Source organism: Ruegeria sp. CH2 (assembly GCF_056537065.1).
Genome location: NZ_JBQFQV010000017.1, coordinates 31487 through 55070, shown reverse-complemented (window position 1 = coordinate 55070; position 23584 = coordinate 31487). Strand labels below are relative to the sequence as shown.

Annotated in this window: 34 protein-coding genes; 15 read left to right on the top strand and 19 right to left on the bottom strand. The window is 58.1% G+C overall.

Annotation, left to right across the window (positions count from 1 at the left end):
• Positions 1 to 69: 69 nt before the first annotated feature.
• The 19 genes from rplR to ACR0M9_RS18260 form a co-directional block, all read right to left on the bottom strand.
• Positions 70 to 429, bottom strand: a complete 360-nt coding sequence (rplR, locus tag ACR0M9_RS18350) for a 50S ribosomal protein L18 (protein WP_010437103.1) — start codon at positions 427 to 429, stop codon at positions 70 to 72.
• Between the two features lie 11 nt (positions 430 to 440).
• Positions 441 to 974 (bottom strand): 50S ribosomal protein L6, encoded by a 534-nt coding sequence (rplF, locus tag ACR0M9_RS18345; protein WP_170467582.1) that lies wholly within the window; start codon positions 972 to 974, stop codon positions 441 to 443.
• Positions 975 to 985: 11 nt separating this feature from the next.
• Positions 986 to 1378 (bottom strand): 30S ribosomal protein S8, encoded by a 393-nt coding sequence (gene rpsH / locus ACR0M9_RS18340; protein WP_209505841.1) that lies wholly within the window; start codon positions 1376 to 1378, stop codon positions 986 to 988.
• A 13-nt stretch (positions 1379 to 1391) separates the two neighbouring features.
• Complete coding sequence (rpsN, locus tag ACR0M9_RS18335; RefSeq protein WP_142639784.1) at positions 1392 to 1697, bottom strand: 30S ribosomal protein S14; 306 nt, start codon at positions 1695 to 1697, stop codon at positions 1392 to 1394.
• Positions 1698 to 1716: 19 nt separating this feature from the next.
• Positions 1717 to 2277 carry a 50S ribosomal protein L5 gene (gene rplE / locus ACR0M9_RS18330; protein ID WP_480484777.1) on the bottom strand — a complete coding sequence of 187 codons (561 nt, stop codon included), beginning with the start codon at positions 2275 to 2277 and terminating at the stop codon, positions 1717 to 1719.
• Positions 2270 to 2581, bottom strand: coding sequence for a 50S ribosomal protein L24 (rplX, locus tag ACR0M9_RS18325; protein WP_480474055.1), 312 nt, complete (start codon positions 2579 to 2581; stop codon positions 2270 to 2272). The genes rplE and rplX overlap by 8 nt, the downstream gene beginning before the upstream one ends.
• Positions 2582 to 2583: 2 nt before the next feature.
• Positions 2584 to 2952, bottom strand: coding sequence for a 50S ribosomal protein L14 (rplN, locus tag ACR0M9_RS18320; RefSeq protein WP_005621870.1), 369 nt, complete (start codon positions 2950 to 2952; stop codon positions 2584 to 2586).
• A 75-nt stretch (positions 2953 to 3027) separates the two neighbouring features.
• Positions 3028 to 3258, bottom strand: coding sequence for a 30S ribosomal protein S17 (rpsQ, locus tag ACR0M9_RS18315; RefSeq protein ID WP_209505845.1), 231 nt, complete (start codon positions 3256 to 3258; stop codon positions 3028 to 3030).
• A 4-nt stretch (positions 3259 to 3262) separates the two neighbouring features.
• Positions 3263 to 3469 carry a 50S ribosomal protein L29 gene (gene rpmC, locus ACR0M9_RS18310; protein ID WP_209505847.1) on the bottom strand — a complete coding sequence of 69 codons (207 nt, stop codon included), beginning with the start codon at positions 3467 to 3469 and terminating at the stop codon, positions 3263 to 3265.
• 203 nt (positions 3470 to 3672) lie between these two features.
• Positions 3673 to 4176, bottom strand: coding sequence for a hypothetical protein (locus ACR0M9_RS18305; protein ID WP_480538830.1), 504 nt, complete (start codon positions 4174 to 4176; stop codon positions 3673 to 3675).
• A gap of 149 nt (positions 4177 to 4325) precedes the next feature.
• Complete coding sequence (locus ACR0M9_RS18300; protein ID WP_480774306.1) at positions 4326 to 4946, bottom strand: 2OG-Fe(II) oxygenase family protein; 621 nt, start codon at positions 4944 to 4946, stop codon at positions 4326 to 4328.
• Between the two features lie 236 nt (positions 4947 to 5182).
• Positions 5183 to 5596 carry a 50S ribosomal protein L16 gene (gene rplP / locus ACR0M9_RS18295; protein WP_267364819.1) on the bottom strand — a complete coding sequence of 138 codons (414 nt, stop codon included), beginning with the start codon at positions 5594 to 5596 and terminating at the stop codon, positions 5183 to 5185.
• Between the two features lie 12 nt (positions 5597 to 5608).
• Complete coding sequence (gene rpsC, locus ACR0M9_RS18290; RefSeq protein ID WP_209505853.1) at positions 5609 to 6319, bottom strand: 30S ribosomal protein S3; 711 nt, start codon at positions 6317 to 6319, stop codon at positions 5609 to 5611.
• Positions 6319 to 6699: a 50S ribosomal protein L22 gene (gene rplV / locus ACR0M9_RS18285; protein WP_039538267.1), complete on the bottom strand. Its 381-nt coding sequence runs from the start codon at positions 6697 to 6699 to the stop codon at positions 6319 to 6321. Before rplV ends, rpsC begins: the two co-directional genes overlap by 1 nt.
• Before the next feature lie 3 nt (positions 6700 to 6702).
• Positions 6703 to 6981: a 30S ribosomal protein S19 gene (rpsS, locus tag ACR0M9_RS18280; protein ID WP_005980699.1), complete on the bottom strand. Its 279-nt coding sequence runs from the start codon at positions 6979 to 6981 to the stop codon at positions 6703 to 6705.
• Between the two features lie 3 nt (positions 6982 to 6984).
• Positions 6985 to 7827 carry a 50S ribosomal protein L2 gene (rplB, locus tag ACR0M9_RS18275; protein ID WP_170531634.1) on the bottom strand — a complete coding sequence of 281 codons (843 nt, stop codon included), beginning with the start codon at positions 7825 to 7827 and terminating at the stop codon, positions 6985 to 6987.
• A gap of 225 nt (positions 7828 to 8052) precedes the next feature.
• Positions 8053 to 8418 (bottom strand): hypothetical protein, encoded by a 366-nt coding sequence (locus tag ACR0M9_RS18270; RefSeq protein ID WP_480774305.1) that lies wholly within the window; start codon positions 8416 to 8418, stop codon positions 8053 to 8055.
• Positions 8415 to 8978, bottom strand: coding sequence for a hypothetical protein (locus ACR0M9_RS18265; RefSeq protein ID WP_480774304.1), 564 nt, complete (start codon positions 8976 to 8978; stop codon positions 8415 to 8417). The genes ACR0M9_RS18270 and ACR0M9_RS18265 overlap by 4 nt, the downstream gene beginning before the upstream one ends.
• Before the next feature lie 336 nt (positions 8979 to 9314).
• Positions 9315 to 10349 carry a fatty acid desaturase gene (locus tag ACR0M9_RS18260; RefSeq protein WP_480774303.1) on the bottom strand — a complete coding sequence of 345 codons (1035 nt, stop codon included), beginning with the start codon at positions 10347 to 10349 and terminating at the stop codon, positions 9315 to 9317.
• A 319-nt stretch (positions 10350 to 10668) separates the two neighbouring features.
• Here ACR0M9_RS18260 and rplO point away from each other — a divergent pair, with 319 nt between their 5' ends.
• The 15 genes from rplO (at position 10669) to ACR0M9_RS18185 (ending at position 23515) form a co-directional block, all read left to right on the top strand.
• On the top strand, positions 10669 to 11142 hold the full coding sequence (rplO, locus tag ACR0M9_RS18255) for a 50S ribosomal protein L15 (protein ID WP_480496037.1): 474 nt from the start codon (positions 10669 to 10671) through the stop codon (positions 11140 to 11142).
• A 110-nt stretch (positions 11143 to 11252) separates the two neighbouring features.
• Complete coding sequence (gene secY / locus ACR0M9_RS18250) at positions 11253 to 12617, top strand: preprotein translocase subunit SecY (RefSeq protein WP_480508517.1); 1365 nt, start codon at positions 11253 to 11255, stop codon at positions 12615 to 12617.
• Entirely contained in the window at positions 12614 to 13258 is a 645-nt protein-coding gene (locus ACR0M9_RS18245; protein ID WP_267363761.1) for an adenylate kinase, read from the top strand. The genes secY and ACR0M9_RS18245 overlap by 4 nt, the downstream gene beginning before the upstream one ends.
• Positions 13259 to 13274: 16 nt before the next feature.
• Positions 13275 to 13634 carry a hypothetical protein gene (locus tag ACR0M9_RS18240; RefSeq protein WP_480508515.1) on the top strand — a complete coding sequence of 120 codons (360 nt, stop codon included), beginning with the start codon at positions 13275 to 13277 and terminating at the stop codon, positions 13632 to 13634.
• 264 nt (positions 13635 to 13898) lie between these two features.
• Positions 13899 to 14267 carry a 30S ribosomal protein S13 gene (gene rpsM / locus ACR0M9_RS18235; RefSeq protein WP_209505862.1) on the top strand — a complete coding sequence of 123 codons (369 nt, stop codon included), beginning with the start codon at positions 13899 to 13901 and terminating at the stop codon, positions 14265 to 14267.
• Between the two features lie 15 nt (positions 14268 to 14282).
• Complete coding sequence (rpsK, locus tag ACR0M9_RS18230) at positions 14283 to 14672, top strand: 30S ribosomal protein S11 (protein ID WP_170462414.1); 390 nt, start codon at positions 14283 to 14285, stop codon at positions 14670 to 14672.
• A 114-nt stretch (positions 14673 to 14786) separates the two neighbouring features.
• Positions 14787 to 15803 (top strand): DNA-directed RNA polymerase subunit alpha, encoded by a 1017-nt coding sequence (locus ACR0M9_RS18225; protein ID WP_209598874.1) that lies wholly within the window; start codon positions 14787 to 14789, stop codon positions 15801 to 15803.
• Between the two features lie 175 nt (positions 15804 to 15978).
• Positions 15979 to 16401, top strand: a complete 423-nt coding sequence (gene rplQ, locus ACR0M9_RS18220; RefSeq protein ID WP_480774302.1) for a 50S ribosomal protein L17 — start codon at positions 15979 to 15981, stop codon at positions 16399 to 16401.
• A gap of 110 nt (positions 16402 to 16511) precedes the next feature.
• The gene (locus tag ACR0M9_RS18215) at positions 16512 to 16919 is read left to right on the top strand and encodes a hypothetical protein (RefSeq protein ID WP_480774301.1); all 408 of its coding nucleotides are present in this window, start codon (positions 16512 to 16514) and stop codon (positions 16917 to 16919) included.
• Positions 16920 to 16984: 65 nt separating this feature from the next.
• A complete protein-coding gene (locus tag ACR0M9_RS18210; RefSeq protein ID WP_480774300.1) occupies positions 16985 to 18370 on the top strand; it encodes a trypsin-like peptidase domain-containing protein in 1386 nt (461 codons plus the stop codon).
• Between the two features lie 3 nt (positions 18371 to 18373).
• Positions 18374 to 19684 carry a replication-associated recombination protein A gene (locus tag ACR0M9_RS18205; protein ID WP_480774299.1) on the top strand — a complete coding sequence of 437 codons (1311 nt, stop codon included), beginning with the start codon at positions 18374 to 18376 and terminating at the stop codon, positions 19682 to 19684.
• A 186-nt stretch (positions 19685 to 19870) separates the two neighbouring features.
• A complete protein-coding gene (locus ACR0M9_RS18200; RefSeq protein ID WP_209505873.1) occupies positions 19871 to 20914 on the top strand; it encodes an RluA family pseudouridine synthase in 1044 nt (347 codons plus the stop codon).
• Positions 20911 to 21582, top strand: a complete 672-nt coding sequence (locus ACR0M9_RS18195) for an HAD-IA family hydrolase (protein ID WP_480508505.1) — start codon at positions 20911 to 20913, stop codon at positions 21580 to 21582. The genes ACR0M9_RS18200 and ACR0M9_RS18195 overlap by 4 nt, the downstream gene beginning before the upstream one ends.
• 3 nt (positions 21583 to 21585) lie before the next feature.
• The gene (locus tag ACR0M9_RS18190; RefSeq protein WP_480774298.1) at positions 21586 to 22293 is read left to right on the top strand and encodes an ATP12 family chaperone protein; all 708 of its coding nucleotides are present in this window, start codon (positions 21586 to 21588) and stop codon (positions 22291 to 22293) included.
• A gap of 205 nt (positions 22294 to 22498) precedes the next feature.
• On the top strand, positions 22499 to 23515 hold the full coding sequence (locus ACR0M9_RS18185) for an amino acid ABC transporter substrate-binding protein (RefSeq protein ID WP_480474036.1): 1017 nt from the start codon (positions 22499 to 22501) through the stop codon (positions 23513 to 23515).
• The last annotated feature ends 69 nt before the right edge of the window (positions 23516 to 23584 follow it).

The following is a 23584-nucleotide window of genomic DNA, read 5'->3' as shown; positions in this document are numbered from 1 at the left end:
GCCGGTGCCGGGCTGAAGCCCGGCCTACGGCGTCGTATCCGGTAGGCCGGGCTTCAGCCCGGCACACCATCAGATCTTCAGGCCACCTTCACGCGCAGCGTCGGCGACAGCCTTCACTTTGCCGTGGAACAGGAAGCCGCCACGATCGAAATAGGCCTCTTCGACGCCCGCCTTCTTGGCACGCTCGGCGATGGCCGCGCCCACTTTGGTGGCCGCTTCGACGTTGTTCTTGCCAACAACACCCAGGTCTTTTTCCAGGGTCGAGGCCGAGGCCAGGGTCACGCCACGTACGTCGTCGATCAGCTGAACAGAGATGTTCTTGTTCGAACGGTGTACGGACAGGCGCGGACGACCCGCGTTGACCTTGCGAAGTTTGTTCCGAACGCGCAGGCGGCGCTTCAGAAACAGGGTTCTTTTGCTGTTTGCCATTGTCTGCGTCCTTACTTCTTCTTGCCTTCCTTGCGGAAGATGAACTCGCCCTTATAGCGGATGCCCTTGCCTTTGTACGGCTCGGGGCGGCGCCACTCGCGGATTTTGGCCGCGGTTTCGCCCACCAGCTGCTGGTCGATACCTTCCACAACGATCTCGGTCTGCTTCGGTGCGGTGATGGTGACACCTTCCGGAGCTGTGAAATCAACATCGTGGCTATAGCCCAGGTTCAGCTTCAGGGTGTTGCCCTGCATCTGCGCCCGGTAACCAACACCCTGGATCTCCAGCTCTTTTTTGAAGCCTGTGGTCACACCGGTTACCAGGTTGGCAACCATGGTGCGGCTCATGCCCCACTGCTGGCGGGCACGCTTGGACATGCCACGAGGGTCGATCTTGACCACGTTGTCTTCAACCGACAGCGTTACGTCGTCGGTGGCGGTGAAGCTGCGGGTGCCTTTCGGACCTTTGACTTCGATGGTCTGACCCGACACAGAGGCGGTTACGCCGCTGGGCAGCTCGACCGGTTTTTTACCAATACGAGACATTGCAGACCTCCTTAGAAGACGGTGCAGAGCACTTCGCCGCCAACATTGTTGGAGCGAGCGTTTGCGTCCGACATCACACCTTTCGGAGTGCTGACAATCGACACGCCCAGACCCTGACGGACCTGCGGGATGTCATTGACGCCCATGTATACGCGGCGACCGGGTTTCGAAACCCGCTTCAGTTCGCGAATGACAGGGGTGCCTTCGTAGTATTTCAGGCTGATTTCGATGGCCGGATGACCGTTTTCACCGGTCGTCTTTTCATAGCCACGGATGTAGCCTTCGTCCGCCAGCACGTCCAGAACCCAAACACGCAGCTTCGACGCCGGAGTGGAAACGGTGGACTTGCCGCGCATTTGCGCGTTGCGGATACGGGTGAGCATATCGCCGATAGGATCATTCATATCTATGTCTCCCTTACCAGCTCGATTTCACCATGCCGGGGATCTGACCAGCAGAACCCAGCTCGCGCAGCATGATACGGCTGACCTTCAGCTTACGGTAGTAAGCGTGGGGACGACCGGTCAGCTGACAACGGTTGTGCAGACGGGTAGCCGAGCTGTTGCGCGGCAGTTTCGCCAGTTTCAGACGCGCTTTGAAACGCTCTTCCATCGGCTTGCTCTCGTCATTCGCGATTTCTTTCAGCTCGGCGCGCTTTGCGGCATATTTGGCCACCAGGCGTTCGCGCTTCTTCTCGCGTTCGATCATTGCTTTTTTAGCCATGTCTCAATCCTCCCGGCGCTTACGCGTTGAACGGCATGTTGAATGCTTTCAACAGTGCCTTTGCTTCAGCGTCGGTTTTCGCTGTGGTGGCAATTACGATATCCAGGCCCCAGACCTCGTCGACCTTGTCGAAGTCGATTTCCGGGAACACGATGTGCTCTTTCATGCCCATGGCAAAGTTGCCACGACCGTCGAAAGAAGGCTTAACACCGCGGAAGTCACGAATACGCGGCATTGCGATCGTGATCAGACGATCCAGGAATTCGTACATCCGGTCACCGCGCAGGGTCACTTTCGCACCCAGCGGCATGTCTTCCCGGACGCGGAAACCCGCGATCGACTTCTTCGCCTTGGTTGAAACGGCCTGTTGACCGGCAATTGCAGTCAGATCCTCGACAGCAGCTTTCGCTTTCTTCGAGTCTTTGACGGCCTCAGCACCACAACCGATGTTCAGAACGATTTTTTCCAGCTTGGGCAGCTGCATGTCGTTCTTGTAGCCGAACTCTTCTTTCAGAGCGGCACGGATGGTCTCGGCGTACTGCGCTTTCAGGCGCGGGGTGTAGGTTGCGTTATCAAGCATCGATCACGTCCCCTGTGGTCTTGGCGAAACGCACCTTCTTGTCACCTTCCATGCGGAAGCCAACGCGGGTTGCTTTGCCGTTCTTGTCCAGCAGTGCCAGGTTCGACAGCTCGATCGGGTTTGCCTGAGGCAGGCGACCACCTTGCGAGGTTTGCGACTGGCGGGTGTGGCGGATGGCGATGTTGATGCCATCGACCACAGCTTTACCGGCTTTGGGGTCAACCGAGGTGATAGTTCCCTCTTTGCCCTTGTCCTTGCCGGACAGCACGACGACCTTGTCGCCTTTGCGGAGTTTAGCAGCCATGATTACAGCACCTCCGGAGCCAGCGAGATGATTTTCATGAAGTTCTTCGCGCGCAGTTCACGAACAACGGGGCCAAAGATACGGGTACCTACGGGCTCGTTGTTGTTGTTCAGGATGACGGCGGCGTTGCGATCGAAACGGATCGCGGTGCCGTCTTCGCGACGGACTTCCTTGGCGGTGCGTACGACGACGGCCTTACGGACGTCACCTTTCTTTACGCGGCCGCGCGGGATGGCTTCCTTCACCGAGACGACAATGATGTCGCCAACGGAGGCGTATTTACGCTTGGAACCACCCAGGACCTTGATGCACTGAACTCGGCGTGCGCCAGAGTTGTCAGCGACATCCAGATTGGTCTGCATCTGGATCATGTGGTTTCTCCCGACCTGTGGGGGCTGGTCTGATTAAATCCCCCAGGGTTTCGACAAATGAAAAATCCCGGAAGCTTACGCTTCCAGAACTTCCCAACGTTTCGTCTTCGATTTCGGCGCGCATTCGATGATGCGTACAGAGTCGCCGACCTTGAAGGCGTTCTTTTCGTCATGAGCCCGGTATTTCTTGGACTTACGAACGGTTTTGTGCAGCAGCGGGTGCTTGAAACGGCGCTCGACCAGCACGGTGATGGTCTGTTCGTTGGCGTCGCTGGTCACGGTGCCTTGCAGGATACGCTTGGGCATCTGATTACTCCTCGGATGCCGCAGCAGCGGCCTTTTCGTTCAGGATGGTTTTGACGCGGGCAGCGTTGCGGCGGGCCGCTTTGATGCCAGCAGTGTTTTCCAGCTGACCGGTTGCCTGTTGAAAGCGCAGGTTAAAGCTTTCTTTCTTCAGGTTGACCAGTTCCTCGCGGAGCTGATCAGGGGTCTTGTCACGCAGTTCTTGGGCGTTCATCGCCTTTTTCCTTTGCTCAAAACACCAGAAGGCCCCGTACACGGGTCACCTTTGACCTGGTGGATGAATGATAGACATACGAATCGCCCGACAACGCCGGGAGACCGCAAGATGCCGCTCTATAGGGGGTTAGGGGTGGGGTGGCAAGGGAAAGTTTGCCATGCGGGAACAGGGAAATTCCCAAAATCAAAAACTCGCGTGTGTCACCGTGTCAGACCCTGGCTATTTGCCACTCTGGTCAATACGGACAGCATCTCGGAAACCTCTTCCGGTGAAAGACGGCCATGACCGTCCAGGAACGCTCCGATGTCACGCCCGGTATATCGCCCCGTCAGCTTCCCTTCCTCAAGGATCAGATTGTTTCGCACGAGCTCCACGGCGGTCACATGGCAAATACGGCATTTCTCGATGAAGATCCCGCCCGAGTCCCGGATAATTCGGAAATGAGCAAGCAGAACCTCGGCCTTGTCCGGAGTCACCCCGCCATGACCGGAGCGCAGGTAAATTTCGACCGCCCGTCCGGACCGGGCTCCGACCAGCACGCCATCTGACACATTAAGCTCATCCCAAACGAAATCACCGGAATGGGGGGCGTGGCATCCGGAACAGCTGTTTTCGTAGATGCGGTGCGGGTCGACCTCCTGTCCCACTACGCCAGTCGCGCTTGAGACCAGTAGCCCTATGATCAATGTGACAAATCTCAGCACGGTGTGTCCGATCAAACCAGATACGCGGCACTCCGGTCCGACTCATCAGGCAGACCGACGCATTGGAGCGGAGTCTACAACGAGCAGGCTTAAGTGTGCTTGATCCCGATCAATCAAACAGGTGCAGAAGTCAGCCCTGCCAGAAACGGTCAGTCCCACTTATAGTTGAAACTCACCGAAATCCGCTCATCCTCGGACATGTTCATCGGCACCTCGTGGCGCAGCCAGCTTTCCCATAGCAGGACATCGCCCACCTGCGGCTTCATATAGATGAAGGGCTGCAAATCGCGTCGCCCGCCTTTCAGCCGCGTCGGCGCGGCCATCATGCGGCCTGAGCGGGGGTCTTCCAGCTTCAGCGCGCTCGCGCCTTCGGGCATCGCCACATAGGTGGTGCCGGAAATCACACTGTGCGGGTGCAGATGGCTGGAATGCATGCCACCCTCGGGCAGGATGTTGATCCACAGGTCTTCCAGCTTCAGCTCACCCTCACCCAGATCAAACTCCAGATCCTTGGCAAAAGCCGCCACATGGCTGTCCAGCGCTTTGACCAGATCGGCGAATATCGGAAACCGCCAGGGCAGGTCGGTCAGCGAAGCATAGCTGGTGTAACCGGGATAGCCGTTTTCTTCGCACCAGTCCTGACCGGCCTCGTCATCCTCGGCGATGACAAGGCATGAGCTTTCCAACTCCTCCGCATCGATCGGGGGACCGAATTCGGACAAGGAGGCACGATAGAGGCGGGTGACGAAAAGTGATTCAATCTGTGGCATGGCGCTGTCTTAAACCAGCCGCGCGGTGAAGGCGATGGCTGTTTTGCGAGGCTCTGCCTCGCGCTCCGGGATATTTGCAGCCAGATGAAGAACGGATCCCCTGCTTCATCTGGCCCAAAATATCCCGGGGGAGGCGCGCGGCACGCGCGACGGGGGCAGAGCCCCCTATAGAAAAACCCCCGCCGGTGTTCCGACGGGGGTCAATCTTGTCACGAGCGGGGGTGCCCCCGGATCGCTTACCAGTCTTCGCGAACCACGACGCGGGTCTTGATCGGCAGCTTCATCGCAGCCAGGCGCAGGGCCTCGCGGGCGATGTCGTCATTGACGCCGTCGATCTCGAACATCACGCGACCGGGCTTGACCTTGCAAACCCAGCGGTCGACCGAACCCTTACCTTTACCCATACGAACTTCGATCGGCTTTGCAGTGACCGGAGTGTCGGGGAAGATGCGGATCCAGACACGGCCCTGACGCTTCATGTGACGCGTCATGGCACGACGTGCAGCTTCGATCTGGCGTGCGGTTACACGCTCAGGCTCGATCGCTTTCAGGCCGTAGGTGCCAAAGTTCAGATCAGAGCCGCCCTTGGCTTCGCCCTTGATCCGGCCTTTGTGCAACTTGCGGAATTTTGTACGCTTTGGTTGAAGCATATCTTTCCCTCCTTAGCGACGACCGCCACCAGCACCACGAGGTGCAGGGCCGTCCTGGAGTTCCTGTGCTTTACGGTCACGTGCCTGCGGATCGTGCTCCATGATCTCCCCTTTGAAGATCCAGACCTTGATCCCGATGATCCCGTAGGGGGTCATCGCTTCGGCATGTGCGTAATCGATGTCGGCGCGCAGCGTGTGCAGCGGCACACGGCCTTCGCGGTACCATTCGGTCCGTGCGATTTCGGCACCACCCAGACGGCCAGCGACGTTCACCCGGATACCCAGGGCGCCCATGCGCATGGCGTTCTGTACGGCACGCTTCATCGCGCGGCGGAACGAAACACGGCGTTCCAACTGCTGAGCGATTGACTCGGCAACCAGCTGACCGTCAAGCTCGGGCTTGCGCACTTCGACGATGTTCAGGTGCAGTTCGCTGTCGGTCATCGCGGCCAGCTTCTTGCGCAGAACTTCGATGTCTGCACCTTTCTTGCCGATGATGACACCCGGACGTGCGGTGTGGATCGTAACGCGGCACTTCTTGTGCGGACGTTCGATGATCACACGGGCAACACCGGCCTGCTTGCACTCTTTCTGAATGAACTCACGGATCTTGAGGTCTTCCAGAAGAAGATCACCGTAGTCCTTGGTATCTGCGTACCAGCGGCTGTCCCAGGTGCGGTTGACCTGAAGGCGCATGCCGATCGGATTGACTTTATGTCCCATTAGGCTTGCTCCTCAACTTGACGCACCTTGATGGTGATCTCCGAGAACGGCTTCATGATCTTGCCGAAACGGCCACGGGCACGCGGGCGACCGCGCTTCATGACCAGGTTCTTGCCAACCCAGGCTTCGGCGACGATCAGCTCGTCAACGTCCAGGTTGTGGTTGTTTTCGGCATTCGCGATTGCGGACTGCAGGCACTTCTTGACGTCCTGCGCGACGCGCTTGTTCGAGAAAGTCAGGTCGGTCAGGGCCTTCTCGACTTTCTTGCCGCGGATCATTTGCGCAACCAGGTTCAGTTTCTGCGGGCTGGTGCGAAGCATGCGCGTTTTCGCCATTGCTTCGTTTTCAGCCACGCGGCGGGGGTTCTTTTCCTTGCCCATGACTTACTTCCGCTTCGCTTTTTTGTCTGCGGCGTGGCCATAATAGGTCCGTGTCGGCGAATATTCACCGAACTTCTGACCGATCATGTCTTCCGAGACGTTTACCGGGATATGCTTCTGGCCGTTGTACACACCAAAGGTCAGACCCACGAACTGGGGCAGGATGGTGGAACGACGCGACCAGATCTTGATGACTTCGTTGCGGCCCGACTCGCGCGCTGCTTCGGCTTTTTTCAGCACGTAAGCATCGACGAAAGGACCCTTCCAAACAGAGCGAGACATGGATTAACGTCCCTTCTTCTTGGCGTGCCGCGAGCGGATAATCAGCTTCTGGGACGCTTTGTTCTTGTTGCGGGTACGCTTACCCTTGGTGTCCTTACCCCACGGCGTAACCGGTGTACGGCCACCCGAGGTACGACCCTCACCACCACCATGCGGGTGATCGATCGGGTTCATAGCAACACCACGAACCGACGGACGAACGCCCTTGTGGCGCATACGACCGGCTTTACCAAGGTTCTGGTTGCTGTTGTCGGGGTTGGACACGGCACCGATGGTGGCCATGCATTCCTGACGGACCATGCGCAGCTCGCCCGAGCTCAGACGGATCTGAGCGTAACCGCCATCGCGGCCCACGAATTGCGCGTAAGTACCGGCCGCACGTGCGATCTGACCGCCTTTGCCAGGCTTCATCTCGATGTTGTGGACGATGGTACCGATGGGCATGCCCGAGAACGGCATTGCGTTGCCCGGCTTGATATCGGCCTTTGCCGACGCGATGACCTTGTCACCAACAGCCAGACGCTGCGGAGCCAGGATATACGCCTGCTCGCCGTCTTCGTATTTTACCAGTGCGATGAACGCGGTCCGGTTCGGGTCATATTCGATCCGCTCGACGGTTGCCGCGACATCAAATTTGTTCCGTTTGAAGTCAACGATCCGGTAGAGACGCTTTGCGCCACCGCCGCGGCGGCGTGAAGTGATCCGTCCGGTGTTGTTCCGGCCGCCCGATTTGGTCAAACCCTCTGTGAGAGACTTGACCGGACGTCCTTTCCAAAGCTCCGAACGGTCGATCAGCACCAGCCCGCGCTGGCCCGGCGTCGTCGGCTTGTACGACTTGAGTGCCATGCTTTCTGTCTTCCGTTTAGCAAGTGCAGGGGAGGTCCCCCGCTATGTGATAGGCCCCCGTAGGTGCCAAAGGTATAGGGCCCCGAAGGTCCCCGGTTGCAAAATATCTAAGGCCCCGGAACGAATCCGAGGCCGCAAGATTGGGAGCGTTTAGCAGTGTTGGAGGTGGGTGGCAAGGGGGCATCCTTCTTGCTCTGCAAAACGAGGTTCGCCTATAGAATCTAACTAAAGAAGATCGCCCAACGCGTTGCTACTGTAGGCATAGCTGTTCTCAGCCGCATTGAATAAAGTGCTGATAATGCTGAGTTCACTCGGCGCTGAAGCTAGTTTGACTTTGTCAAAGGAGTTCCGGAAGATGCTAAAGTCGTAGTCCATGACCCAATAATATTCATCTTCATCTATGTAGTTTTTCCGACGTGTGCGTGAAACCACGTAAATCTTGTCATTCACTACACACTTGTATGATGCGTCTACAAGATGCCAAACGTCGCCCTCAAAAATGTCCGTGGTTTCCCAAGAAACCTCTTCTTTGGAGGTGCTTTTCAAAAGATTTGTGATCGCAAGACGCCAGTCTGACTGTGTGTAACTCATAGTGTCGCCTTTCTTTCTAAATCGTATGCCGTTATGGAGTCCTCAATCTCAGATAGTAGACGGTAAAGATCCCAATAAGTATCCAATTCGTTTACGCGCCGACCTCCATTGGTCTGCTTCTTGATATCTTTCTCAAGCTTGGAACACGCATCTTCAATACGTTCGGGCAGTTCTTGAAAATCTGGGACCTTGGTCTTTTCAAGCTGCCGTGCCACCACTCTAGCTTCACCGATGAATCTCTCGCCCTTTATGTTTTTAACTTGGTTTTGCTCAACTTCTCGCATCCGATTAGACATTTCTTCAATCTGTAATTGCAGTTCAGGCAACCTTTGACGCTTATAGTAGCGCTCCGAGAGCCTTCGGACTTCTACCAAGGCGAGGAAAGAGAACAAAAAACTGAGATATCCTAAAAAATTGCCCAAGAAAGACCAAAAGGCACCAACCGAGTGCGTCGCGCCGGCGACCAAAAACAATCCGGGCCACACTAAAAACCCGATTATGCAAAGTAAGACTGGGACCACCACCCACCCGACAAGTCGTGAATTGAAATGCTCCAGCAAATTCCTTCCTTTCCAAACCCCACGTTTCTGTCGTTTTGTTACAGAAAATTCCAGAACGCAAAACCCCCCTCCTCCAGAGACACATATTTCCCTCTCAACGCCCATCTACTCCCAACCCAAGCGCACATCAAAACCAAAGCCCGCCGCGCCAGCGACTGCCCGTCCCGGCGGGCTGGCGCTTTGGGGACGTTGGCGCCTCGCTCAAACTTCCCACGTATCTGGTACCATAAAGCGCGCGGATCAGCTGTTGCAGCGCCACCCCACGGGCAGTCGCTGGCGCGGCTCACGGACCGGTAACTCTGAAAACTCCACCTGCGCTCGACGCCGCAGAAGACCTCACCCGTAAAGCGCCCGCGCCTCGGCGAAGGACAGCAGTCGGCGGCTTTGCTCATCCCACAGGTGCAGGCGCGCGTTGGCGAGGCTTTCGCGGATGGTCATCCGGTTGCTGTTGGCCAGCTCATCATGGTCGCGCAGCACTTCGGTCAGGCGATAGAACGGAATGCGGCTGTACAGGTGATGCACGTGGTGGATGCCGATATTGGCGGTGAACCACTGCAACACGGACGGCAATATATAATGAGAGCTTCCGTGCAGCGCCGCTTCGTGCAACTGCCAGTCTTCATCGGCGTCCCAATGCGTGTCCTCGAACTGGTGTTGCACATAGAACAGCCATACCCCGGCGGTGGCGGCAATCAGGGTCGAGGGCAGGAAGATCAGAACCATCGGCATCAGCCCGCCAAAATAGTAAATGGCCACAAGCGCAACCAGAATGGCAAGATTGGTGGCCATCGCGCTGACCCAGAACCGGACGCTGTCGGTCAGGCCCAGTGGAAGCCGGTTCTGAAACAGGAACAGATATCCGGGGCCAAAGACAAACAGGGTGATCGGGTTTCGATACACACGATACCAGAACCGGTTCATCGGGGTTTTCGCCTGATATTCGGCCACGGTCAGGGTGTGGATATCGCCCATACCGCGCTTGCCCAGATTGCCGGAACTGTTGTGATGTGTGGAATGCGTGCGGCGCCAGACATCATAAGGTGTCAGCGTCAGAACTCCGATCGCGCGTCCAACCCAGTCGCTGACCGTCCGGTTCTTGAAAAACGCGCCGTGCCCGCAATCATGCTGGATGGCAAACAGACGCAACAGAAAGGCCGCGTTGAGAACGGAAATCGCAAAAGCCAGCCAATAGCTGACCGACAGCGACATCCAGGACAAAGCCCAGAGCGCGAAGAAGGGGATGATACTGACGCCCAGCTCAAACGCGCTGCGCAGCTGGTCGGGTTCGCGATATTTGGCAAGCGTTGTTACCCAGTCACGTGCAGCGGTAGCCCCAGGCTGTTTCCGGGTCGAGAGAGTGGTTTCAGTCATGCGCCTGCCAAGTTCTTGTTTGTGGCAATCCGGATAGACTACCGCCCGGTCATGGCAAGCGATATTTGCCAAAATCGCCATATTTCGTGCTCAATTTTCGGTCAGACCCCGGTGAAGGTGTCCTTTTGGGTTCACCCGCGGGGCCGGTCCCGGGGCTTTTGCCGGTCATGACAAGCGGCTGGCGATCTACAGTCTTGCCAAGCCCTGCCATCGGGCCTATACGCCTGCGGTGGCTTTTTGGCCGCGAGAATCAAAACCAAGAAATGCCGTGTTTGGCCCATCACGCTTCGGGGGTCATATCCGGCTTAGGAGAAGCGAAATGAAACTGAACGAATTGCGCGACAATCCTGGCGCCGCCCCAAAACGCACCCGCGTTGGCCGTGGTCCGGGTTCCGGCAAAGGTAAAATGGGTGGCCGTGGTATCAAAGGCCAGAAATCCCGCTCGGGTGTGGCCATTAACGGCTATGAAGGCGGTCAGATGCCCTTGTACCAGCGTCTGCCCAAGCGTGGCTTCAACAAGCCCAACCGCAAGGAATTCGCCGTCATCAATCTGGGCCTGATCCAGAAATTCGTCGAAGCCGGCAAGCTGGACGCCAAGGCTGCGATCACCGAAGACGCTCTGGTTGCGTCCGGTCTGGTCCGCCGCAAGCTGGACGGTATCCGCGTTCTGGCCAAAGGCGAGATCAGCGCCAAGGTTGATCTGGAAGTGACCGGTGCGTCGAAAGCTGCTGTCGAGGCAGTTGAAAAAGCGGGCGGTTCACTGAAAGTCACAAAAGCCGCTGCGGCAGAGTAAGCGCTTGTGAGCGGGCAAAGACCCGCTTACATAGACTTCAGAGTTTTCCAAGACGCCGTCCGAGCCGGAAAACGGTTCCGGGCGGCGTTTGCATAAGAGAGACCGACTTTATGGTATCAGCAGCAGAACAAATGGCAGCCAACACAAGCTGGGCTGCCCTTGGCAAGGCCACCGATCTGCGCAACCGCATCCTGTTCACGCTGGGTTTGCTGATCGTCTATCGTCTGGGCACCTTCATTCCGGTGCCGGGGATCGACGGAGCAGCATTGCGCGAGTTCATGGAACAGGCGGGGCAGGGCATCGGCGGCATGGTTTCGATGTTTACAGGCGGGGCGCTTGGCCGAATGGGCATCTTTGCCCTTGGCATCATGCCCTATATCTCGGCCTCGATCATCGTGCAGCTGCTGACATCGATGGTTCCCGCGCTCGAACAGCTCAAGAAAGAGGGCGAGCAGGGCCGCAAGAAGATCAACCAATACACCCGTTTCGGCACCGTGGCGCTGGCCACCGTTCAGGCCTATGGTCTGGCTGTTTCGCTGGAATCGGGCGATCTGGCGACCGATCCGGGGCTGTATTTCCGCATGTCGACCATGATCACGCTGGTCGGCGGCACCATGTTCCTGATGTGGCTGGGTGAGCAGATCACCGCGCGCGGCATCGGCAACGGTATCTCTCTGATCATTTTCGTCGGCATCATCGCCGAGGTCCCCGCCGCCCTGGCGCAGTTCTTCGCGTCGGGCCGTTCGGGCGCAATCAGCCCCGCCGTGATCGTTGGTGTGATCGTAATGGTGATCGCCGTGATCATGTTCGTGGTCTTCATGGAACGGGCGCTGCGAAAGATCCATATTCAGTACCCGCGCCGTCAGGCCGGGATGAAAATCTATGAAGGCGGCTCCAGCCACCTGCCGGTCAAGGTCAACCCCGCGGGCGTGATCCCGGCGATCTTTGCCAGCTCGCTGCTGCTGCTGCCGGTGACGATCTCGACCTTCTCGTCGGGCGCTGCAAACGGGCCGGTCATGTCGTGGCTGCTGGCCAATTTCGGCCCCGGACAGCCGCTGTATCTGCTGTTCTTCGCGTCGATGATCGTATTCTTCGCCTATTTCTACACGTTCAACGTGTCGTTCAAGCCGGATGATGTGGCGGACAACCTCAAAAAGCAGAACGGGTTCGTGCCCGGTATCCGCCCCGGCAAGAAAACCGCCGAGTATCTGGAATACGTGGTCAACCGCGTGCTGGTGCTGGGTTCGGCCTATCTGGCCGCCGTCTGTCTGCTGCCTGAAATCCTGCGGGGCCAGTTTGCCATCCCGTTCTATTTCGGCGGCACCTCGGTTCTGATTATCGTCTCCGTGACCATGGACACGATCCAACAGGTTCAGAGCCATCTTCTGGCGCATCAATACGAAGGGCTTATCGAAAAGTCTCAACTGCGCGGCAAAAGCAAGAAACGCGGCAGGAAGGGACCCTCTCGTCGATGAATATCATTCTGTTGGGCCCCCCGGGGGCAGGGAAAGGAACGCAGGCGCGTCATCTGGTTGAAACACGCGGCATGGTGCAGCTCAGCACGGGCGACATGCTGCGCGAAGCCAAGACCTCGGGCACCGAGATGGGCCGGAAGGTTGCGGCGATCATGGACGCGGGCAAGCTGGTCACCGATGAAATCGTGATCGGCCTGATCGAAGAGAAACTGACCACCGAAACAGGCGCCGGTTTCATCTTTGACGGCTTTCCCCGCACGCTGGCGCAGGCCGATGCTCTGGCCGCTTTGCTGGCCAAGCTGGGCCAGTCGCTGCACACCGTGATCGAGATGCGCGTTGATGACGACGCGCTGGTGGGCCGGATCACGGCGCGGTCAACCTGCGGCGGATGTGGCGAGGTCTATAACGACAACACCAAGCCGATCCCGGCGGATGGCAAATGCACCAATTGCGGCAAGGAAAATGACTTCCAGCGCCGCGCCGATGACAACGAAGACAGCCTGCGCACGCGCCTGATGGAATACTACAAGAAGACGTCTCCGCTGATTGGCTATTACTACGCCAAGGGCGATCTGCGCCCCGTGAACGGGCTGGCGGATATCAAGGAAGTGACGGCGTCGATCGAGGCGATACTGGGTTAGTCCGCCGGGACTTCGCATGATTTATCGAAACGCAGCTGTGCCTCCTGAATTGGAGCCAAAGATTGATCTTTATAGAGATCTTTTGGAAGAGGGGCGCAGCCTTTTCTTAAAGTCTACGAAGCGATGGTTTTTGCTTGGATTACCCATCGTTGCATTGTGGCTGTTCTTGGCAGAGTACATTTTGCAGTATATCAGCGTTTCTCTGTTCTACCTCTTCACTGTATTTGGTTTACCTGCTTTGATCACGTGGGATATCCGCCGTAAGCGGGATGCTTTGCAAAACCAGATTTTCGCTATTCAGTATGAGTTTCAACGAAAGGGATTGAGCATCGCTCACGATCCAGGGTCAAACATCAGCGTTGATAAGTGGTCTTAACTGCTCCAAAGTTCGCGATATCTAGGCTTTTGAGTTCTCTGTAATTACCTTCGAGATTGACGGCCCTCGTTTCGGACTTGACGCCAGCGCCAAAAGCCCATATCGACCCCCATCCCTAAAGGGAATCAAGACCGCATGCGGGATTCGTCCCAATTGCCCCGACCACCTCGAATAATACTGGACCCTCTGGCGTCACTGCCACGGTAAAGTGTTGTGAAAAAAGGTTCCGGAGTTACGGAACCGCAACAAAAAGGAAAGTGACACGTGGCACGTATTGCCGGCGTAAACATCCCGACTGCAAAGCGGGTTCCAATCGCCCTCACATATATCACCGGTATCGGCAACACCTCGGCCAACGCAATCTGCGAAGCCGTGGGCATTGAAGCGCACCGCCGCGTCAATGAACTGTCGGATGCCGAAGTTCTGGCCATCCGTGAACATATCGACGCCAACTACACCGTCGAAGGTGACCTGCGTCGCGAAGTTCAGATGAACGTCAAGCGTCTGATGGACCTGGGCTGCTATCGCGGTCTGCGTCACCGCCGCAACCTGCCGGTTCGCGGTCAGCGTACCCACACCAACGCTCGTACTCGCAAAGGCCCCGCAAAGGCCATTGCCGGTAAGAAGAAATAAGGGAGGGTCTGACCGATGGCACGCGATAAGACTCGCATCAAGCGCAAAGAGCGCAAGAACATCGCATCGGGCGTTGCCCATGTGAACTCGACCTTCAACAACACCAAGATCCTGATCTCGGACGTACAGGGCAACGCCATCTCGTGGTCGTCTGCCGGTACCATGGGCTTCAAGGGATCGCGGAAATCTACTCCGTATGCCGCGCAGATGGCTGCGGAAGACGCAGGCAAGAAAGCGCAGGAACATGGCGTCAAGACGCTGGAAGTCGAAGTTCAGGGCCCCGGTTCGGGTCGTGAATCGGCTCTGCGCGCACTGGCTGCCGTGGGCTTCAACATCACGTCGATCCGCGACGTGACCCCGATTGCTCACAACGGCTGCCGTCCGCCGAAGCGTCGTCGCGTCTAAGCGATCTGGAATTAAGCTGGGGCTGTGTTTTTGCACGGCCCCAGCACGTCATTTTGAACCTCGGGCGTCTGCACCTTGTTGGTCATGGGGCGCGGGCAGGAATGGAGGGATTACATGATCCACAAGAATTGGGCAGAATTGATCAAGCCGACCCAGCTGGAAGCCAAGCCGGGCAACGACCCTGCGCGTCAGGCGACACTGGTTGCCGAACCGCTGGAACGTGGTTTTGGTCTGACCCTGGGCAACGCCCTGCGTCGCGTTTTGATGAGCTCGCTGCAAGGCGCGGCCATCACCAGCGTCCAGATCGACAACGTCCTGCACGAGTTCTCGAGCGTGGCGGGTGTGCGTGAAGACGTCACCGACATCATCCTGAACCTCAAGCAGGTTTCCTTGCGCATGGAAGTCGAAGGCCCCAAGCGCCTGTCGATCAATGCCAAAGGTCCGGCAATCGTAACGGCTGGTGACATCAGCGAAAGCGCAGGTATCGAGGTTCTGAACCGCGATCACGTCATCTGTCACCTGGATGACGGCGCCGACCTGTTCATGGAGCTGACCGTCAACACCGGCAAGGGTTACGTTTCGGCTGAAAAGAACAAGCCGGAAGATGCGCCCATCGGTCTGATCCCGATCGACGCGATCTATTCGCCGGTCAAGAAAGTCGCCTATGACGTTCAGCCGACCCGTGAAGGTCAGGTTCTGGACTATGACAAGCTGACCCTGAAGATCGACACCGACGGTTCGATCACCCCCGATGACGCACTGGCCTACGCCGCGCGCATCCTGCAGGATCAGCTGTCGATCTTCGTCAACTTCGACGAGCCGGAATCGGCTGGTCGCCAGGACGAAGATGATGGTCTGGAGTTCAACCCGCTGCTGCTTAAGAAAGTGGACGAGCTGGAACTGTCGGTCCGTTCGGCAAACTGCCTGAAGAACGACAACATCGTCTATATCGGCGACCTGATCCAGAAGACCGAAGCCGAGATGCTGCGCACCCCGAACTTCGGCCGCAAGTCGCTGAACGAGATCAAGGAAGTGCTGTCCGGCATGGGTCTGCACCTCGGCATGGATGTCGAGGACTGGCCGCCCGACAACATCGAAGATCTGGCAAAGAAATTCGAAGACGCGTTCTAAGCATCTTCGACTGCGGCGGCGGGGCCAACCTGCCGTCGCAGGTTTTGTACATTTCGGACCAATGGGGTCTGAAAGCCTGTACAAAACGTACAATCCGGGCAATCCCGCCCCAAGGTGAGCTTCTGACACGCATCGGAAGCCGGACAAAGCAAAACGCGAAAGAAGGAATTGAAAAATGCGTCACGCACGTGGTTACCGCCGCCTGAACCGTACTCATGAGCACCGCAAGGCTCTGTTTGCAAACATGGCTGGCTCGCTCATCGAACATGAGCAGATCAAGACAACTCTGCCCAAGGCAAAAGAACTGCGCCCGATCATCGAAAAGCTGGTCACCCTGGGCAAGCGCGGCGACCTGCACGCCCGCCGTCAGGCCGCAGCACAGCTGAAAGAAGACAAAGATGTCACCAAGCTGTTCGAAGTTCTGGGCCCCCGCTATGCCGAGCGTCAGGGCGGTTATGTCCGTATCCTGAAAGCAGGCTTCCGCTATGGTGACATGGCTCCGATGGCGATCATCGAATTCGTCGATCGCGATGTTGATGCCAAAGGCGCCGCGGACAAAGCCCGTACTGCTGCTGAAGAAGCCGCAGCCGAAGAATAAGCACTAAGGTCATCGACCTAATGCGCCTGCCCGAGCAATCGGGCAGGCTTTTTTTGTGCCTCAGCCAGCCGATTGTCAACATACGGTTTGTCCATTAAGTTCAAACCGTTATGGCAAAGAAACCTGCAACTGGATACTCGGGCAAACCGCTCTGGGCGAAACTGGGGTTCAAACCTGGATACACGGTCCGTACGCTCAACGCCCCTGCCCATTATCCCAACCTGACAGCAGGTGCCGACGGTGTTCTGTTCGATCCCGCAGCCGATCCCGCGGATGCAGTTCACATGTTCCTGATCCACCCGGGCCAGATCGCCGAATTGGCCGCTGAGCAAATCGCCCACATACGGCCCGGAGGAATGCTGTGGGTCTCCTGGGCCAAGAAATCTTCGCCCCTGCATGCTGGCGTGACCGAGGATATGCTGCGCAGTGAAATCCTGCCGCTGGGCTGGGTCGACGTGAAGGTTTGCGCGGTTGACGCCGATTGGTCCGGGCTCAAGTTCCTGCGCCGCCGAAGCTGAGCGCGCGGCTTGCATTTATTGCCTTTGCCCCGCATATCCCAAGGATAATCTAATCCGGAGCCCCCATGATCCGCGCATCCTTCATCTCTCTTATGCTTGTCATGGCCCTGCCAGCATTTGCCGAAACCCGCATCCCGCAATCGCAGTCCGAAATCTCTCTGGGCTTTGCTCCGGTGGTCAAAAAGGCCTCGCCTGCGGTGGTGAATATCTACGCCAAGATCGTGCGGCAGGGGCGGGCCAGCCCGTTTTACTCGGACCCGTTCTTTCGGGATTTCTTTGGCGGCAGCCTGGGAGCGCCGCAGCAGCGGGTTCAGAACTCGTTGGGCTCCGGGGTCATCCTGTCTGAAGATGGCTACGTTGTGTCCAACTACCATGTTGTGGGCTCGGCGACCGAAATCAGGGTCGTGACAACCGACCGGCGCGAGTTTTCTGCCACAGTCGTACTGGGGCACGAAGAAAGCGATATAGCGATCCTGCGTCTGGGACAGGCGCAAGACCTGCCCTACCTGACCCTGCGCGATTCCGATCAGGTCGAGGTTGGCGAACTGACCCTTGCCATCGGCAACCCGTTCGGGGTGGGGCAGACGGTGTCCTCTGGTATCATTTCGGGCTTGGCGCGCACAGGTACGGCGACAGGCAATGCACGCGGGTATTTCATTCAGACGGATGCGGCCATCAACCCGGGCAACTCTGGCGGTGCGTTGATTGATGTGAACGGGGACCTGATCGGGATCAACACCTCTATTCTGACACGCTCGGGCGGGTCGAATGGCATTGGTTTTGCCATCCCCGCAAATCTTGTGGCCGAGTTTCTGAAACAGGCGCAGCAGGGCAATGACAGTTTTGTCAGCCCCTGGGCAGGCATGACCGGTCAGCATATGAGCGCGGACATTGCTGAATCCCTTGGTCTTGCCATCCCGCTGGGTGTTGTCATCTCGGACCTGCATGACCTTAGCCCGCTGCGTGAGGCGGGGCTTAAGGTGGGGGACGTCGTGACCCATGTGGACGGGGACGAAGTGAACTCACCCGCCGAGATGAAGTTTCGCATGTCCGTTGCAGGGGTGGGGGGAACCTCGGTTCTGACACGGCTGCGCGGCACCCAGAGCGAAGAGGTTGAGGTGGCGCTGATCAAAGCGCCCGAAGTCCCGTCAGCTGAAGAGACGACATTGGATGAAGCCACTGTCCTGCCGGGGTTGGTGGTGTCCCGCGTCAACCCTGCGGTGATCTCCGATATGGGCTTGCCACTGTCCCAGACAGGTGTCGTTGTTGTTGATCCCGGCCCCTATGGTGGACGCGCGGGTTTGCGATCGGGGGATATTCTTGAAAGCATCAATTCCAATGACATCGAACGTCCTGGGGATGTGGAGAATGCGCTGACAGATCCGGGTCGTCGTGTGCAGATGGGTCTTCTGCGCGGTGGCCGGTCAGTCTCATTGCGGTTCCGGCTGTAACCCGTGAGCGATCTGTTCGATACCGGGCCAACGGAACCCACTGCTGCGCCACACCGTCCCCTGGCGGACCGGTTGCGCCCGCAGTCACTGGCCGAGGTCATCGGTCAGGAACAGGTTCTTGGCCCGGATGCACCGCTGGGGGTCATGCTGGCGTCAGGCAGTCTGTCCAGCCTGATCTTCTGGGGGCCGCCCGGTGTCGGCAAGACGACGATCGCACGGTTGCTGGCGCAGGAAACCGATCTGCAATTCGTTCAGATCAGTGCGATTTTCACCGGTGTTCCGGATTTGAAGAAGGTTTTCGAAGCGGCCAAGATCAGGCGCCAGAACGGGCAGGGGACCTTGCTGTTCGTGGACGAGATACACCGCTTCAACAAGGCGCAACAGGACGGGTTTCTGCCGCATATGGAGGACGGCACGATCCTTCTGGTCGGGGCCACGACCGAGAACCCGTCCTTTGAGCTGAACGCTGCGGTTCTCAGCCGGTCGCAGGTTCTGGTGCTGGAGCGGCTTGGCCTTTCCGATCTTGAACGCCTGACCCAGCGTGCCGAAAAAGAGCTGGACCGCGCGTTGCCGTTGACACCCGCAGCCCGCGATGCGTTGCAGGAAATGGCCGATGGTGACGGACGGGCGTTGCTGAACCTGATCGAACAGGTCTCGGCCTGGAAGGTGGATGCGCCACTGGACACGGACGCGCTGTCGACGCGTCTGATGCGGCGGGCGGCGAAATATGACAAGTCGGGCGATGAACATTACAACTTGATTTCAGCCCTGCACAAATCGGTACGCGGGTCCGACCCGGACGCGGCGCTGTACTGGTTCGCGCGAATGCTGACAGGGGGCGAAGACCCGCGCTATCTGGCGCGTCGGATCACACGGATGGCGGTCGAGGATATCGGCCTGGCCGATCCGCAGGCACAGGCCATTTGCCTGCAATCCTGGGAAACGTATGAGCGGCTCGGCTCTCCCGAAGGTGAGCTGGCGCTGGCGCAGGCGCTGGTCTATCTGGCCCTGGCCCCGAAATCCAACGGTGCTTATGTCGGCTATAAGGCAGCGATGCGGCTGGCCAAGCAATCGGGCAGCGAGCCACCGCCCAAACATATCCTGAATGCCCCTACATCAATGATGAAGGATCAGGGATATGGTGCCGGCTATGCGTATGACCATGACGCCGAAGACGGGTTTTCCGGTCAGAACTATTTCCCTGAAACGATGAAACGCCCGGTTCTGTATCAACCGGTCGAGCGTGGGTTCGAGCGTGAGCTGAAAAAGCGCCTCGATTACTTCGCCAAGCTTCGGACCCAGCGCAACAGCTAGGCTGGCTGGGAATGTATTGATCGTGCCGAGAAGTGGCGGGCGGTGCTGAGCCCCCTCGAACGCCAAAGGTTCCTGTCTGATACCTTGACTCTTGCCGCATTGCGCGCGAGAGACCCCCATGATTTCTGGGACACGGACAAAGACACAATCCGGGCGGATCACCCGCGCGGCGCAAGGGGCAATGGCATGAGTGGCGTACAGATGATTACAGTCGCTGAAGGGGACGGCGATCAGCGTGTGGACCGCTGGTTGCGCCGCCTGTTCCCGCATGTCAGCCAGGGCCGCATCGAAAAGATGTGCCGCAAGGGAGAACTGCGTGTGGATGGCAGTCGGGCCAAGGCCTCGACCCGATTGGAGGTCGGGCAGGTGGTTCGTGTACCGCCATTGCCGGGGCCTGATCACAAACCGGTTGAGGTTAAGCATCGTATCTCGGATGCGGATGCCAAGATGATCCAGTCCTGCGTGATCTACCGTGATGATCACATTCTGGCCCTGAACAAACCGCAGGGCCTGCCGGTACAGGGCGGCAGCGGGCAGACCCGGCATGTCGACAGCCTGTCCGAGGCGTTGCGGTTTGGGTATGACGAAAACCCGCGTCTGGTTCACCGCCTGGACAAGGACACGTCAGGAGTTCTGCTGCTGGCCCGCACGCGCGAAGCCGCAAAGGGGCTGACAGCCGCTTTCCGCCACCGCGACACGCGCAAGATTTACTGGGCGCTGGTTGCAGGTGTTCCCACGCCATATCTGGGTGAAATCAAGACGGGTCTTGTGAAAGCAGCTGGTCATGGCGCCCACGGCGAGGGTGAAAAGATGATCCCCGTCCATATGAACGAGATCGACAGCACCCCCGGTGCGAAACGGGCACATACACATTATGCGACCCTCTACCGGGTGGCCGGGCGCGCCGCTTGGGTGGCGATGGAGCCAATCACGGGCCGCACCCACCAACTGCGCGCGCATATGGCAGCGATCGGTCATCCGATCATCGGCGACGGCAAATATGGTGGCTCGGGGCAGGAAAACCTGGGTGATGGCTGGGGCGCGCAACTGGGTGGGATCATCAGCAAAAAGCTGCATCTGCACGCGCGGCGACTGTCATTCCTGCATCCGATAACGCGCAAACCGGTAACGGTGACTGCGCCCTTGCCGGAACATATGAAACACAGCTGGGACACCTTCGGCTGGACCGAGGATCTGGCCGCCGACGACCCGTTTGAGGCGCTGCAATGAGCGCACCGCTGCGGCTGGTTTTGTTTGATGTCGATGGCACTCTGGTCGACAGTCAGGGCAGTATCGTTCACGCCATGACCACCAGCTTTCAGGCCGCTTCGGTCCCTGTACCGACGCGAGAGGTGATCCTGTCCATTGTCGGGCTGTCCCTGCCACATGCAATCGCACGGTTGGTGCCGGACCAACCTTCCTCGGTCCAGAACGATCTAGTTGAAGGGTACAAGGAAGCTTATCATGCGCATCGCTTGGATTTGGGCGCGGCCAGCTCTCCGCTCTATCCCGGTGCGAGAGAGGCGATTGAAGCTTTGCACGCCGTGCCCGAAGTGCTTCTTGGGGTGGCAACCGGCAAATCCCAGCGCGGACTTGATGCGTTGATCGAAGTACATGGGCTTGAGCGCTACTTCGTCACCCGGCAGGTCGCCGACCACCATCCGTCGAAACCGCATCCTTCCATGGTGCAGGCCGCGTTGGCCGAGACCGGTGTCGAATCCGACTGCGCGGTGATGGTCGGCGATACAAGCTATGACATGGACATGGCCGCCGCTGCCGGGGTGCGCGGCATCGGCGTGGCATGGGGGTACCATGATCGGTCTGCTTTGACCTCGGCCACCTGCATGATTGAGACCTTTGACCAGTTGCCCACTGCGCTGGCCGGGATATGGAACTGAAACATGAGTGACTGGAAACCGAAACGCTTCTGGAAAGAAAGCCGGATTACCGAGGTCGACGGCGGGTTTACGGTTGAACTGGATGGCCGCCGCGTCAAGACCCCTGCCAAAGCGGCGTTGATCCTGCCGACCCGCGCCATGGCCGAAGCGGTTGCGTCAGAATGGGATGCCCAGCAGAGTGAGGTAGATCCGTCGACGATGCCATGCACCCGTTCGGCGAATGCGGCAATCGACAAGGTTCGGTCCCAGCACGGGGAAGTTGCCGATATGCTTGCGGATTACGGCGATTCTGATCTGCTGTGCTATCGAGCGACACATCCAACAGAGTTGCAGGAACGTCAAAGCGCCGAATGGGATCCGGCACTGGACTGGGCCGAGGCTGCGCTGTCTGCTCGCTTGCAGCCGGTTATAGGTGTGTTGCACAAGCCGCAATCTGCCACTGCCCTGTCGGCGCTGCGTGCTCGCGTCCATGCGCTGGATGCGTTTCAACTGGCGGCGTTCCACGATCTGGTCAGCTTGTCGGGGTCATTGATTCTCGGGTTTGCGGCGGCCATGGATTGGCGCGAACCGGCGGAAATATGGCGCATTTCGAGGTTGGACGAAACCTGGCAGATCGAACAATGGGGTCACGATGACGAGGCCCATGCGGTTGCCGAAACGAAGAAAGCCGCATTTCTGCATGCTAAACGCTTCTTTGATATGTCGGTTTGATCCTTATTTTCCGATTTTTGGCCAAATGTTCAAATTGGTTGGGGTCTGATCCATCGTTTTCGATGATCCGACCCTTGACGTTTGTTTATGAATACGCCCAAACTCAGTGCCACTAAAGGGGAGACACCTTTGGAGTAACCTATCCGGCATCCACTTGCCGGGCAGAGCCGCCTCTGATGGGGCGGGAAATCAGGAAGAGGTAAAAATGAAAAAATCCGTAATCTTGGGCGCGGCAACGATTGCCGGTCTTGCTGCTGGCGCAGCCGTGGCAGGGACCGTTGACGACGTTAAAGCGCGCGGCAAGCTGAACTGTGGTGTGACCACCGGTCTGGTTGGCTTTGCTGCTCCTGACGCCAATGGCGAATGGCAGGGCTTTGACGTATCTCTGTGCCGTGCCGTTGCTGCTGCAGTTCTGGGCGATGCAAGCGCGGTAGAATTCGTTCCGACCACCGGTAAGACACGTTTTACCGCTCTGGCCTCGGGCGAGATCGACATGCTGGCGCGGAACACCACCTGGACCTTCAGCCGCGACGTCGACCTGAAGTTCGAATTCACCGGTGTGAACTACTATGACGGTCAGGGCTTTATGGTTCCCAAGGCACTGGGCGTAAGCTCGGCCAAGGAACTGGACGGCGCAACCGTTTGTATCCAGACCGGCACCACAACCGAGCTGAACTTGGCGGACTTCTTCCGTTCGAACAACATCAGCTACGAACCGGTTCCGATCGAAACCAACGCCGAAGCACAGCAGCAGTACCTGGCTGGCGCATGTGACGTTTACACCACCGACGCTTCGGGTCTGGCGGCAACCCGCGCCACATTCGAAAACCCCGGTGATCACATCCTGCTGCCTGAAATCATCTCGAAAGAGCCGCTGGGCCCGCTGGTCCGTCACGGCGACCACGAGTGGGGCGACGTTGTGCGCTGGACTCTGAACGCGCTGATCTCGGCTGAAGAACTGGGCGTAACCTCGGCCAATATCGATGAACTGGCCGCTGGCACCGAAAACCCCGAAATCAACCGCCTGCTGGGTACCGAAGGCACCCTGGGCGAGATGCTGGGTCTGAACGCTGACTGGGCAGCCAAGGCGATCAAAGCCGGCGGCAACTATGGCGAAGTGTTTGCCAAGAACATCGGTGAAGAAACCCCGATTGGTCTGGCACGCGGCCTGAACGCACAGTGGACCGAAGGCGGCCTGCTGTACTCGCCGCCGTTCCGCTAATATCGACGGAGAAGGGCGCAGGGCAACCTGCGCCCTTTTTCCATCCATAAGAATCACGCCCGTACGGTT